Source organism: Shewanella aestuarii (assembly GCF_011765625.1).
Classification (GTDB): domain Bacteria; phylum Pseudomonadota; class Gammaproteobacteria; order Enterobacterales; family Shewanellaceae; genus Shewanella; species Shewanella aestuarii_A.
In genome coordinates, this window is the sequence record NZ_CP050313.1 from 385,159 (window position 1) to 398,878 (window position 13,720).

At 43.1% G+C, this 13,720-nt stretch carries 10 protein-coding genes; 5 read left to right on the forward strand and 5 right to left on the reverse strand.

The window, feature by feature from the left end:
• Positions 1-92: 92 nt before the first annotated feature.
• Complete coding sequence (gene pmbA / locus HBH39_RS01850; protein WP_167675076.1) at positions 93-1,451, forward strand: metalloprotease PmbA; 1,359 nt, start codon at positions 93-95, stop codon at positions 1,449-1,451.
• A 350-nt stretch (positions 1,452-1,801) separates the two neighbouring features.
• Here the strand turns inward: pmbA and HBH39_RS01855 are convergent, their stop codons facing one another.
• From HBH39_RS01855 to cutA, 5 genes are all read right to left on the reverse strand, one after another.
• A complete protein-coding gene (locus HBH39_RS01855) occupies positions 1,802-2,830 on the reverse strand; it encodes an aldose epimerase family protein (protein ID WP_167675078.1) in 1,029 nt (342 codons plus the stop codon).
• Positions 2,831-2,914: 84 nt separating this feature from the next.
• Positions 2,915-4,060, reverse strand: coding sequence for a galactokinase (gene galK, locus HBH39_RS01860; RefSeq protein ID WP_167675080.1), 1,146 nt, complete (start codon positions 4,058-4,060; stop codon positions 2,915-2,917).
• A 184-nt stretch (positions 4,061-4,244) separates the two neighbouring features.
• Positions 4,245-5,891, reverse strand: a complete 1,647-nt coding sequence (locus HBH39_RS01865; protein ID WP_167675082.1) for a cation:proton antiporter family protein — start codon at positions 5,889-5,891, stop codon at positions 4,245-4,247.
• Positions 5,892-6,048: 157 nt separating this feature from the next.
• The gene (locus HBH39_RS01870) at positions 6,049-7,896 is read right to left on the reverse strand and encodes a protein-disulfide reductase DsbD (protein ID WP_167675084.1); all 1,848 of its coding nucleotides are present in this window, start codon (positions 7,894-7,896) and stop codon (positions 6,049-6,051) included.
• Entirely contained in the window at positions 7,893-8,216 is a 324-nt protein-coding gene (cutA, locus tag HBH39_RS01875; protein ID WP_167675086.1) for a divalent-cation tolerance protein CutA, read from the reverse strand. The genes HBH39_RS01870 and cutA overlap by 4 nt, the downstream gene beginning before the upstream one ends.
• A gap of 214 nt (positions 8,217-8,430) precedes the next feature.
• On the opposite strand from cutA, the gene HBH39_RS01880 reads away from it, so the two are divergent.
• From HBH39_RS01880 to ptsG, 4 genes are all read left to right on the forward strand, one after another.
• Positions 8,431-9,000: an FxsA family protein gene (locus HBH39_RS01880; RefSeq protein WP_167675088.1), complete on the forward strand. Its 570-nt coding sequence runs from the start codon at positions 8,431-8,433 to the stop codon at positions 8,998-9,000.
• A 297-nt stretch (positions 9,001-9,297) separates the two neighbouring features.
• The gene (locus HBH39_RS01885) at positions 9,298-10,734 is read left to right on the forward strand and encodes a glucose PTS transporter subunit IIA (protein ID WP_167675090.1); all 1,437 of its coding nucleotides are present in this window, start codon (positions 9,298-9,300) and stop codon (positions 10,732-10,734) included.
• A gap of 8 nt (positions 10,735-10,742) precedes the next feature.
• Positions 10,743-11,870: a phosphoenolpyruvate--protein phosphotransferase gene (gene ptsP, locus HBH39_RS01890; protein ID WP_244325715.1), complete on the forward strand. Its 1,128-nt coding sequence runs from the start codon at positions 10,743-10,745 to the stop codon at positions 11,868-11,870.
• Positions 11,871-11,926: 56 nt separating this feature from the next.
• Complete coding sequence (ptsG, locus tag HBH39_RS01895) at positions 11,927-13,669, forward strand: PTS glucose transporter subunit IIBC (protein WP_208764178.1); 1,743 nt, start codon at positions 11,927-11,929, stop codon at positions 13,667-13,669.
• Positions 13,670-13,720: the final 51 nt, after the last annotated feature.

Sequence of the window (13,720 nt, forward strand, 5' to 3'; positions counted from 1 at the left end):
TGGTGTTAGTGATTTATGACACATTCGTGGTTATCAATAGCGAATTGAATTTGCTATGCTAACGCTAATTTAGACAATTTAAGAGTATATTTGTGACTTCTAATACTGCCGCTCCGGCCACAATAGACAGTGAACTTCCTGCATTAAAACATGCCGTCAGTGTTGCCCTTGAATATGCCAAACAACTAGGCACTAGCGCCGCAGAAGTGGCGATTAGCAAGCAACAAGGTTTATCGGTTTCTACCCGTAATAAAGAGGTTGAAACCGTTGAATTTAATAAAGACGGTGCATTAGGTATTACCGTGTTCCGTGATGGTTGCAAAGGTAATTCATCAACCTCAGACTTAAGCCCTGAAGCCATCAGGCAAGCGGTAAAAGCAGCGAATGATATTGCCAAATATACTTCACAAGACCCTTTTAGTGGTTTAGCTGATGCCGAATTAATGGCGCAAACTATGCGTGATTTACAGCTTTATCACCCACAAGAGTTAGGTGCAGAAGAGTTAGCACAATTAGCGATTAGTGCTGAAGAGACTTGTTTATCAAGTGATAGCCGAATTAAAAGTTCAGATGGCGCAACGGCAAATGCTCATACCTCTGCCAAAGTGTATGGCAACAGTCATGGTTTTCTACATGGCTACTGCAGCTCACGTTACAGCTTAAGTTGTGTGGCCATTGGTGAAGAGTCTGACGGCAATATGCAGCGTGATTATGATTACACTGTTGCACGTAAATATGCCGATTTACTCAGTCCGCAAGCCGTTGGCGCGCAAGCGGCGAATAAAACCTTAAGTCGCTTAAATGCACGCAAAATTGCCACGGCAAAATTACCGGTATTATTTGCCCCAGAAATTGCCACTGGCTTAATGGGACATTTAATTGGTGCGATTAGTGGGAGTAGCCTTTACCGTAAATCAAGCTTTTTACTGGACTCAATTAATACCCAGATTTTTCCTGAATGGTTTAGCATTGAAGAACAACCTCATTTACTCGGTGCGTTAGCTTCAGCAAACTACGATAGCGAAGGTGTGGCAACGCAAGAGCGTAAAATTATTGATAATGGCCACTTAGCAACCTACCTGTTAACCAGCTATTCAGCACGCAAGTTAGGCTTAACGAACACAGGCCATGCTGGAGGCATTTATAACTGGACGCTAAGTCATACTAATCAAACCTTTGATGATTTAATCAAGGCGATGGGAACAGGGTTAATTGTGACCGAAGTGATGGGACAAGGCGTCAATGGCGTCACCGGTGACTATTCACGTGGTGCGGCAGGTTTTTACGTCGAGAATGGTGAAGTGTTATACCCAGTTGAAGAAATCACCATAGCGGGTAATTTAAAAGACATGTTTATGGGAATTCAAGGTGTGGGTAAAGATCGTGATTTGCGCTCATCGATCCGCACAGGCGGCATTTTATTGAGTGAGATGAAAATAGCAGGTAACTAACCTGAGCTGCGGATAACAACTTGCTTTCTAGAGGCTATTTTTACTGATAACTGCGTTAAATTTGTTTGCAATACGACCCCATGGATGGGGGAGGTAGAGCGACGTTGGAACCAAAGCCGAGGCCAGCTATTGACGCACAAATTTGCCTTGTTCTAAGCAAAAATATCTCTCTAGAAATCTTTCCTAAAGTAAATCTCAATAAATTAGTGTGTTAGCTAATCTCTTATCCGCAGCTCAGGTTAACTAAGCATTTTATTTGTTGTCTAAGGCAACGCTTAGTCAAGCAGATGTCAAACAAACAGGGGTAAGTGAAAACTTACCCCTGTTTGTTTTTATCGATTGCAAAGCGTTCATTCTATTGAAAATTCATAACGTGAAATATGATGATAAACTCCGCCCGCCATTAACCAGGCATCGCCCGGTAAATTGGGTTGATTGGGGGAGTCTGGTAGCATTTGGGGTTCAATACAAACCGCTTGGTGGTTAGCATACACTTGCTGTTTTTTACCCACTGTACCTTGTAAAAAGTTAGCCCCATACAGCTGTACACCTGGCTGATTGGTGTAAACCGTCATGCTTATGCCGCTTTGCTTACTTGATAGTTTACCAAAGCGCTGCAATTCTCCGTCAGCATTGTCCATCACATAGCAATGGTCAAAACCATTGGTGGCAGCTAATGCTGGGCGTTCGGTTTGAACTGACATTGAGGTGGTGTTAGCCAAATCTAAGTCGCTCGCCGCCGAAGGTAGCATGGCCGTTGGGATGCCTACCTCGTTCATGGCTAAATAGTGTTTCGCATCCACTTGAATATCATGGCTAGTATTGCTGCTGCCAGCATCTAAATTGAAATAACTGTGTTGAGTTAAACTAATAGGGCAAGCTTTGTCGGTCGTGGCGAGCATTTCAACGTATAAGTTACTGCCCACTAAACGGTAATCTAACTGTACTTTACAGTTACCGGGAAAGCCCATGTCACCATCTGGGCTTAATAGGGTTAAGCGCACGCCATCATTTGTTGTACCTAATTGCCATTGTTTACGATGGAAGCCTTCAACGCCCCCATGTAAGCAGTTACTGGCTTGATTGACGCTAAGTTGATATTCAACACCGTCATGGCTGATTTTACCGTTAGCAATACGATTCGCATAACGCCCTGCAATTGCACCAAGGTAAGCGGGTTGTTCAAGATAATCGGCGACGCTATCGCAGCCCAACACAATGTTGACTCGCTCACCCTTTGCATTCGGTACCCATAATGAGCGGATAATGCCGCCTAAACTTAACACCTCAATTGCAATAGTACCATTGTCGATACGCACACGTTCAACTTCACCACCACGAGGATCTTGCCAAGGTTCAAGCACACTAAAACGTACCATTAGGGCCTCTCTGTCAAAAGTATTGGAATGATTAACTGTAAAATAAGCGGCCTGTTTAATATCAGGCCAAGTTTAGGGTTAAGGTTACTTAGTAATTCTGCTTGCCCCGCCACTGGCATGGCATAAATGGATGGTCGCCTCTAATCCTGTTTTAGCTTTATATTGCTGTTCAACAAGGTTAATTACAGCATCATTTAAATCATGATCAATTAATGCCACGACACAACCATCACTCATGCGCACACCACCACGCTCACCCACGAGTTGGTGGATCATGTCTACCAAAATATCCACTTCAGCGGGGATCACATCGAAGTCTTCTCGAAGTGATTGGTGAGATTGCGCCATAAGCTGACTGAAACGAGGAATGTTATTTTCTTGTAAGGCACGGGCTGCTTTGCTGGCGCGGATATTTTCAGTGACCACATGGCGACCGCGTCTAAGCTGCACATCAGATAAAATATTGCGGTATTGATCGATATAACTTAATGAAATGTCTTGCAATGAATCTAGCCCAAGTAACTCGGCCATAGCGGCGCATTCTTGTTTACGTTGTTCAAATTGATCAATAAAGGCTTTGCGATCAATTTTAGGGTCAATCACAATTAAACTTAATTGCTCTGGGATCAATACTGGTTCACTTTCGAGTTCAAAACAGTCAATTAGTAGGGCGTGATCTTCTTGGGCAAGCGCGCAGATCATTTGATCCATAATGCCGCAATCTTGCTGCATATATTTGCTTTCACCGCGCTGGGCTAATTGGGCAATAGCAGATGGGGATAAGTGCAATTGGCTGGCGTAACTAATGGCGGTGCCAAAAGCCACTTCTAATGCCGCAGATGACGATAACCCTGCACCTAATGGCACATTGCCCACAATGGCTAAATCTAATCCCTTGGCTTGTAAGCCAGAGTGATGCATTGCCTTGGTGACACCTTTTAAGTAGTTGGCCCAATCATGGTTAGAGCTAATGTCACCTTCTTCGCCAAATTGCCATTGTTTAATTTGCCCAGGAAAAGCGTCGGTTACCGCACGAAATAAATGGTCGTCACGATGTTTAACGGCAATCACAGTATGAAAGTTAATGGCAACTGGCAGTACTAAGCCTTCGTTATAATCCGTATGTTCACCAATAATATTCACCCGCCCTGGTGCTTGGTATAAATCATCTGCTTTTGTGCCAAAAGTCTGCACAAATAATTTGGTTGCACGTTGAGCTGGGATCGACATACTTCAAAAAATTCCGACAAAGAGTGAGCTAGTTAATATTCTGATTTATAACATGACTTAGCTATGACTGTAACTGAGATTTTTGATGTTGAACAAAATTAAAAATGCGCCCACAGAAACAACAACGCCTCGATGTTTATCGAGGCGTTAATTATTTACCTAAGCCAAATTGATGATCGACAGTTTAGGCTGGCGGAGTTGCCTTTTGCTGGTGGAGTTTAACTTCTTGTTTCTCAGCGCTGGGGTCCTGCTCTGGTGTCAGTAATTTATTGACAACATGATCAACAAAACCCGCACCCGCAGCTTGATAAAGATTGTAAGCACTATCAACACCAGCAGCGATTAACGCATCAGCATCTTCAGTGTATTGCACAATGGCACTGATTTTACCTTCATAGTTCAGCTTTTTAAGTTGCTCAACCGCAAACAGGTTACCCACGTGATTAGGGATAGCCAGTAACACCAATTCAAGATTGGGCGCTCGCTCAAGTTTTTCCCAAAAGTCGGTATCGCCAGCGTCACCAAGCACCACGTTTCGACCTTGACTGCGATGGTAATCGACTAATTCTTGTTTGTGTTCGATACCTAAAATTTCCCCATCAAAGCGATTACGTAATTCATCGTAAGCTCCACTACCAATTCGGCCCATACCAAAAATCAAAAAGCGGGGATTGCCAATTTTGATTTGACGATCTTCAGGGTGTAATGGGTGCTTTTCTAACTTCATTAAATTGCGATGAAAGCGCTGATAAATGCGGCCAACATTGGCATTTAAAGGCGCAGCAAATAAAAAACTAATACTTAATGCGACAGCAATAATGATTAACCAAGACGAAGGTAGCCAGCCTTTATAAGCGGCAACCGAGGCAACAATCAAACCAAACTCACTGTAGTTACCTAAATTGAACGAGGCCAGTAGCGAAGTACGCGAGCGTAACTTAAAGCGGGTTAGTAGGTAGATAAACATCGCTACTTTGACAGGAATGAGGACCACTAAAATACTGGCAAGACCAATATCAGACCATGTTGGTAAACCGTTTAAGCCAATAGTTAAGAAAAATGCGACTAAGAATAGCTCTTTAAAATAATAAATTGATTTAGCCAGTTCAGAGGCTTTAGCGTGGCCCGCTAATAAAATACCAATAATCAAGGCACCTAAATCGGGTTTTAAGCCCACAGTTTCAAATAACCATGCGCCAACCACTAATGCCATCACCAAACCAAATAACACCAGCATTTCGCTGTGGCCTACACGATCGAAAATTTTATAAATGAACGGTCTGGTAAACGGAAGCAATAATAGGCCTAACGCCCAAACTGATGGCATATCACCTTTGGAAATAGTTAAAAACACTACGGCGAAGATATCTTGCATAATCAAGATACCAATGGCGACCCGGCCGTATAGCGACTTCATGTCGCCATTGTCTTCAATCACTTTCACTGCAAAAACCGTACTAGAGAAGCTGAGCGCGAATGCAATTAATAAAAGTTGATTAAGGCTATAGCCGTCTAATTGCTCAATTCCTATCATGCCCAGCAGTTTTAAAATGGGTAAAAAGAACAGAATAGAGCCCACCAGATGCAGGCTTGACGTTGCCCAAACCTCAGCTTTAAATAAGCTTTTCAGGTCTAGTTTTAAACCAATCGAAAACAATAATAAGGTGACACCTAAATCAGCCAGTTGTTGCAACAAAGGTAAGCTGTGATCTTCAATGCCAAAGGTAAACAGTACAAAGCCTGCTGCTAGGTAGCCAATTAATGGAGGTAACCCAATACGACTAACTAACATGCCGCAAAGTAAGGTGATAATTAAAATGGCGGGTTCCATGATACTCCTAGTAATGGTGCTAATTTAAAACAAGGTCAACTTAGCCATTGTATAAGATAATCATGAGTTTTGTATGAAAATGACTGTTTATATAAAAAAACAAGCAACTTTTAAAAAAAAGTCGCTTGTTTTCATGATTTAAGAAATTGCTAATAAACTATTTGATCAGTAAATCTAAGTGATTAGCAAAATCTTTAGGTCCCATAAAACCCGTTACACGTAAATCTTTACGTTCAGTGCCATTTTCATCAAACATGATCAGTGTTGGTAAACCTAATACGCCGTAATGCTCAAGTAATTCGACATCAATTTTATCACTTTTGGTGACATCAGCTTGCAATAACACCATTTGATTTAAACGCTCAAGCACTTGGCTATCAGCAAAGGTAATGGCTTCAAACTCTTTACAGGCAACACACCAATCAGCATATAAATCTAGCATCACGGTTTTGCCGCTGATGCTGGCTTTATCTAGCTCAACTTCTAAATCTTCCAATGATTTAATTTTAATAAAATGGTGTGACTCAGCCGCGGCGTTTTGATTGTTAGTGCCGTTTACTGACATGGCTGGGGTTGCCATACCAAAGTGACTCATCACCGCTTGGAAGCCATAAGAGAAGCTGGCTAGCAGGGCTAAAATCAGTAACACACTGCGTACAGTTTGTTTCCAGTTAAAGGTGGTTAACTTGTTTTGATGCATCAAGTAGCCCACTAAACAAATACCCCAAATTGACCACAACACATCAGATACTAAACCCACCCAAATACGGCCAAGCATCATAATTGATACTGAAATTAGCAAGAAGCCGAAGATGGTTTTGATAATATCCATCCACGCACCTGCCCGAGGTAGAATTTTACCGCCAGAGGTTCCTATGATCAGTAACGGTACGCCCATGCCCATGCTTAATACATAAAGCGCTAAAAAGCCTTGCAGTAAGTCACCGCTTTGCGCCACATAGATTAATGCGCCTGATAAAGGTGCTGTGGTACAAGGTGAAGCCACTAATCCTGAAATCACCCCCATCAAGAATACGCCAATCAGGTTGCCGCCTTTTTGGTTGTTCGACAGTGAGTTCATTTTTTCTTGCCATTTTGATGGCAGTTTTAAATCGTACATGCCAAACATGGATAAACTTAACAGCACAAACATCACGGCTAAGAAAATCAAAATGGCAGGGTGTTGTAATGCCGCTTGAAACTTCATGCCTGCTGAGGCCACCACTAAGCCCAGCAATGAATAAGTAATGGCCATACCTTGCACGTACGCCATTGACAAGGTGAAGGCTTTGGCGGTTGACAGCTTTTGCCCTTGGCCAACAATAATGCCCGACAAAATAGGGTACATTGGAAACACACAAGGCGTTAAGGCAAGGCCTATACCTAAGCCAAAGAAAATCGCCAAGGTCCATAGTAAGCTATCGTTAGCTAACATTTGGCTTAGGGTATCTTGTTGTGTAATAGGCGCAGAACTGGCTTTGTTATCATCCGCTTGCGGTGCACCAATGACCTTTTTCGCTTTAGCAGACTCAGCCACTTTGCCATCATTGGCTGCCACTTCCGACAAAATCACTTCACGAGTGGTTGGCGGATAACACAGTTTGCCTTCAGCACAGCCCATAAAGGTCACTTTAAAGGTGCCTTCTTTGCTGGCTTCTTTTATTCCAATTGGAATTTCAACAAAGCTGTAAAACACTTCTTGCTCACCAAAATATTCATCTTGGTGGCTTTTGCCGCGAGGTAAATCAATATCACCAATCACGGCGCCGTCAGCGCTAAATTGCAACTTATCGCGGTACATGTAATAGCCATCAGCAATCACCCAGCTGATTTTTAGCTGGTTATCTTGCTGACTAAAATCAAAATTAAATGCCTCATTAACGGGCATTAACTCTGGTTCATTACTTAAAAAGCTAAACTTACTATTACTGTGGGCACTTGGCGTAATGGCAATCGTGCCGACTAATAGCAAAGAGGTTAAAACAAGGGCGAATAGTTTTTTCATGATTGAGTGGTTTCTTCTATCCATGTTAAATAAGGTGCAAACCCATGGGTGACTGGCGTTGCGATTAACTCTGGTACTTCGTAAGGATGCAATTGGATCACCATTTGCTCAATTGCTTGATAGTGAACCGCAAGGGATTTAATCTGCAACTGTACCTCCTTCGACTGACATACTTGGTTATCCCACATATAAACTGACTCCACTGCTTGGCTTATTTGCACGCAAGCAGCCAATTTGGCATTCACTAACGCACGAGCAAGGGTATCGGCTACGGCTTTATCAGGGCATGTGGTGAAAATGATTAAATAGTTTGATGTCATTCTATGTTTGCGTTCTTAAAGTTAGCTTAAGCTAATAAAGTTAATATAGGTAACAGTTTACAACGGTGCCTACTGTACGATTTTTGGCAACAGATTTCACGGTTATGTTTGATATTCGTGAAGTGTCTTGAAATTAGACCGGACAATCCCCATATATAATTCATCGACCGTGGTGTTTATCTCTAGCCTGCGTCCTTGATTAACCGAGGTTTACATGTTTTTTATTTTATTTTTGCTGTTTATCATTGTACCTGCCATGGAACTGTCGGTATTAATTCAAGTGGGTGATGCGCTGGGCGTGTGGCCAACAATCGGCTTAGTGTTTTTTACCGCTATTGTTGGTGTGTCTTTAGTGCGAAGCCAAGGCCTGAATACCTTAATGAGTGTGCAACAAAAATTGGCTCGTGGTGAAGTGCCAGGCCAAGAGATTGTTGAAGGTATGATGCTCGCCGTTGCTGGGGTGTTGCTACTTATTCCCGGTTTTGTGACCGACTTTATTGGCTTGCTTTTACTTACGCCTATTACTCGCGCACCTATCGCCGCCTTTATGTATAAACGGATGCAAATGCGCGTAGTGGCAAATGGTAGCTTTGGTCAGCAAGGGCCGTTTAATCAGGGGCCCTTTAATCAAAGTCCTTTTGGGCAAAACCCATTTGAAAACCGCGATAAAGATGGCAACGTATTTGAAGGGGATTTTGAGCACAAGCATGAGCCTCGTCCTGAAACTCATCAAATTGAGGTTCCGCCACAAGATGATGTGCCACCTCGCGATAAAGACAAATAAACTTTGATAATCAAAAAAAACGGCCTCAATTGTTGAGGTCGTTTTTTTTTACAGCTATTAATAGACAAACGTATAAGGTTTGAACATGATTTTTTTTCTAGTCCGCAATGATTGCAATCGTATGCGTTAATGAAATGATTGGTACGTTAACTATTTCCCTCTATGGTATAACAGGGGAAAGATGAGCGAGGAGTTACTGTTTTAAACATCATAGTAACTATAAAACCAAAGCAATATCCTAATCGACATTAGTAGGGCGTCAAAATATCTAACGGGTGCGCCAATTACGGAGTGGAAATGAATAAAAATACAACCACAAATATTCAACTATTATCACCTTTTTCAGGCATTAGCTGTGCATTAGCTAAAGTGCCTGATGCCGCTTTTGCTAGCAAAATGGTGGGTGATGGTTATGCAGTAGACCCAATTGAATCAAAGTTATATGCACCTTGCGCTGCAAAAGTTACCCAAATTCATCCTTCGAGGCATGCTATTACACTCACAACGGCGATTGGTGTTGAAGTGTTGATCCACATTGGTGTCGACACGGTTAAATTAAAAGGTGAAGGATTTACTGCGCTTGTTAATGTAGGTGATGAAGTAAAAGCCAAAGATCCGCTTATCGAAATTGATTTAGACACTGTGGCGAATAAAGTTAAAAGCCTTCGCACCGTGGTGCTTATTACCGATCAAGACCGTATCGTTAAGTTAACGCCGACATCTGCTAACGTGTTAAATGCTGGCGACTTATTATTTGAAGCCGAGGTGACATCTTCAGCAAAAACTGTCGTCGCATCAGATGATATGATTTGCTCAGACCCTATTCGCATTATAAATCCTACAGGTATACACGCGCGTCCAGCCGCAGCCATCGTGACCGCAATTAAAGGCTTAAATTGTGATGTGATGCTAGAAAAAGCGGGTGAAAAGGCGAACGCAAGAAGTGTTGTCGGCTTAATGGGGTTAAATATTGGCTTTGGTGATAACGTCACGATTTGGGCGCGTGGGGATGATCAGCAACAAGCTTTGGAGCAATTAACCCACGCCATCAGTACCGGCTTAGGTGAAGAAGGCGCAAATGCCTCTACAACCACCCCAGTAACTGATGACTTTGACCCTTTTTCTGAAGCGTCATTGTTATTACAAACCAGTCAAGACCCGCGTAAAGTGTCTGGCACTGAAGCCTCTCCAGGCCAGGTACAAGGTGTGTTATATGTTATCAACAGCGAAATACCTAAGTTTGAAACCTTTGCTCAAGACCCACAAGCAGAGCAACAAAAATTAGATGATGCCATTAGTGTGGCTAATGCCACCCTAGTACAATTAGTAAAAGATCTTCGTGATAAAAACATGGGCCAAAAAGCGGATATTTTTATCGCCCACCAAGAGCTGTTAGCCGATCCTGAACTTTACGAAAAATGCCTTATTGAACTACAACAAGGCAAATCGGCACCGTATTCATGGAATAAATGTTTATGCCGTCAGTCAGATAAGCTTGCTGCAATGGATAACAAATTACTGGCAGGACGTGCCAGTGACTTAATCGATGTGGGTAACCGCGTGTCGCGCATACTTGCTGGTTTATCACAAGACACCATTCCAACAGATTTACCGCCAAACACCATTTTAGTCTCTAAAGACTTATCGCCATCAGACACCGCCCAGCTCAATACTGATGTCGTTATTGGCATTTGTACGACCTTGGGGGTTCTTCAAGTCACAGTGCAATATTAGCCCGAGCCATGGGCATTGCCGCTATGGCTGGTGTGGAAGACAAAGTGCTGAGTTTGCATGGACAATCAGCATTACTTGATACCAGCAAAGGCTACTTATTATTAGCGCCAACTGAGGAAGAAATCAGCGAGCTTGCACAGCAGCAACAAGCCAGTGACCAATTAGCTGCTTTGGCTATGGCAGCAAAAGATGAACATGCTGTCACCCTAGATGGCGTGCAGATAGAAATTGCAGGTAACATTGCTAAAGTCAAAGAGGCTGAAAAATTAGTGGCCATGGGCGGTGAGGCAGTCGGCTTATTACGCTCAGAGTTTTTATACCAAGACCAAGCCAGCGCCCCAAGTGAGGATGAACAAGAGCAAGCTTATCGCCAAGTACTGACAACCTTAGGTGAGCGACCACTGGTTGTGCGTACATTAGATGTAGGTGGCGATAAGCCATTGTCTTATTTACCATTACCTAAAGAAGATAACCCATTTTTAGGTGAACGCGGTATTCGAGTTGGCCTAGATAAACCAGCCGTTTTACGCCAACAGATTAGGGCGTTACTGAAAGCGGCTAATGCTGGGCGTTTACGCATTATGTTCCCGATGGTTGCATCATTATTTGAACTAAAGCTGGCCAAACAAGTATTGCGCGAAGAAGCTGAAAAACTGGCCATTGATATTAGTAGTATTGAAATCGGTATCATGATTGAGGTGCCGTCTGCGGCAGTTATGGCTGATGTATTGGCCGAACATGTGGACTTTTTCTCTATTGGTACCAATGACCTCACTCAGTACACCTTAGCCATAGACCGTGGCCATCCTAAATTGGCAGCGATTGCAGACGGATTACACCCAGCGGTATTACGCTTAATTGATATGACAACCAAAGCGGCTCATGCCAAAGGCAAGTGGGTTGGTGTGTGTGGTGGTTTAGCTGGAGAGAAAGACGCCGTGCCTATTTTAGTTGGCCTTGGTATTGATGAGTTATCGGTGAGTGTGCCAAGTATTCCACAGGTTAAATATCAGGTTCGTCAACTGAGTCAACAGGCTTGTAAGCAGGTTGCTGCTAAGGCAATGGCATGTGCTGACGCTAAAGATGTGCGCCACTTAATGCGTGATGAAAACACCTTGCTGGCGTTAAAAGGTTAATGCGGCTCAAGCTTGAAGACATAGCAGTCTCCTGAATTAGTAAAGGTTTAATAAAAATGACAACAAAAGTAGATCAACCAGCAGCGAAAAAAGCCATATTTAGTGGCGCATTTTCGTTATTACAAAAAGTGGGTAAATCGGTCATGTTACCTGTGTCGGTATTACCTGTCGCCGGTATTTTCCTTGGTGTAGGTAGCGCAGGTTTTAGCATTTTTCCAGATGTAGTCAATACCATTATGGTACAAGCGGGTGAAGCCGTATTTGGCAACATGGGGTTATTGTTTGCTATTGGTATCGCGCTCGGTTTTGCCAAAAATGACGGCGTGGCAGCCATGGCAGCCCTTGTGGGTTATGCCATTATGATTAAAACCTTGGGTGTTATGTCGCCTGGTACTGATGTGGGGGTATTCGGTGGCATGATAGCGGGGGCTATTGCGGCATACTCGTTTAATCGATTCTTTAAAATTCAGCTGCCATCATATTTAGGTTTCTTTTCTGGTAAGCGTAGTGTGCCCATTATTACCGGATTTGGGGCAATTTTTGCAGGTATTGCATTATCGTTTATTTGGCCACCTATTGGAGCATTAATTGCTGATTTTTCTCATTGGGCTGCAAACCAAAACCCAACATTGGCGTTTGGTATTTATGGTGTGGTAGAGCGTTCGTTAATTCCAGCTGGGTTACACCATGTTTGGAACGTACCATTTTTCTTTGAGGCGGGTTCATGTGTCGACAGTACCGGTAAAGCCGCTAATGGCGTATTAACCTGTTACTTACAAGCAGATCAAGTAAGCCGCGCTGCGGGTAATGGCTTTGGGCAACTCGCTGGTGGTTACTTATTTAAAATGTTTGGTTTACCTGCAGCGGCAATGGCTATTTGGCATTGTGCTCGCCCTGAAAACCGTGCCTTGGTTGGCGGTATTATGGTATCTGCCGCGTTAACCTCATTTTTAACTGGTATCACTGAACCGATTGAATTTGCATTTATGTTTGTGGCGCCATTGTTATATGTCGTGCATGCACTAATGGCAGGTCTTGCTTATGTCATCGTCAATGCGCTTGGCGTAGTACATGGCACATCATTCTCGCACGGTTTAATTGACTTTTTAGTCTTGTCTGGCAACTCACAAAAAATCGGTTTATTACTGGGTTTAGGGTTAGTTTATGCAGCGCTTTACTATGTTGTCTTTCGATTTTTGATTGTCAAATTTGACCTTAAAACACCTGGTCGCGCTGATGCTGAAGAAACAATTGCGGTAGGTGAGGGTACAGAGCGAGCGCGTCACTTTATTGAAGCATTTGGTGGCCCAGAGAACCTCGCTAATGTTGATTCATGTATTACGCGTTTACGCATGGACGTGGTTGATGCCAGTAAAGTGGATCAGGCAAGGTTAAAGCAGTTAGGTGCCAGTGGTGTATTAGTTTCTGGTAATGCGGTGCAAGCCATTGTGGGTACGATTGCCGAAGTGACCCGCACTGAAATTGATGAAATGCTTGCATCAGGTGGCTATGTTGCCCAACAAGCGTCATCAACCCAGCAAGTTGCGCCACAGAAGGTTGAGGCATCAGCTAATGACAAAGCACTAGCCAAGCATCTTAAAGCGCTTGTTGCGAATGTTGAATCATGTCAGTCGGTTGCTGATAACCGCTTACGTTTACAGTTTACTCAAGCGCAAAAGTTGGATGTTGATGCTTTATCGGCAATTGGTGTTCAACATGTGATTGAGTTAGCACCTAATGTGGTACAGCTAATATTTGCAGATAATACCGCAGGCTTAGCAGCAGCGTTGACTGAATAAGGTTAATGACAGTGCCCAATCAATTTGAAGGTGTGTGATTACATCATCCAT

Excerpts from the sequence above, each read along its gene's own strand:
- HBH39_RS01880 (WP_167675088.1), top strand. The coding sequence starts at position 8,431 with ATGTTTTTTATTTTATTTTTGCTGTTTATCATTGTACCTGCCATGGAA.
- HBH39_RS01855 (WP_167675078.1), bottom strand. The coding sequence starts at position 2,830 with ATGGTACGTTTTAGTGTGCTTGAACCTTGGCAAGATCCTCGTGGTGGT.
- ptsP (WP_244325715.1), top strand. The coding sequence starts at position 10,743 with ATGGGCATTGCCGCTATGGCTGGTGTGGAAGACAAAGTGCTGAGTTTG.
- ptsG (WP_208764178.1), top strand. The coding sequence starts at position 11,927 with ATGACAACAAAAGTAGATCAACCAGCAGCGAAAAAAGCCATATTTAGT.
- HBH39_RS01865 (WP_167675082.1), bottom strand. The coding sequence starts at position 5,891 with ATGGAACCCGCCATTTTAATTATCACCTTACTTTGCGGCATGTTAGTT.
- HBH39_RS01885 (WP_167675090.1), top strand. The coding sequence starts at position 9,298 with ATGAATAAAAATACAACCACAAATATTCAACTATTATCACCTTTTTCA.
- cutA (WP_167675086.1), bottom strand. The coding sequence starts at position 8,216 with ATGACATCAAACTATTTAATCATTTTCACCACATGCCCTGATAAAGCC.
- galK (WP_167675080.1), bottom strand. The coding sequence starts at position 4,060 with ATGTCGATCCCAGCTCAACGTGCAACCAAATTATTTGTGCAGACTTTT.
- HBH39_RS01870 (WP_167675084.1), bottom strand. The coding sequence starts at position 7,896 with ATGAAAAAACTATTCGCCCTTGTTTTAACCTCTTTGCTATTAGTCGGC.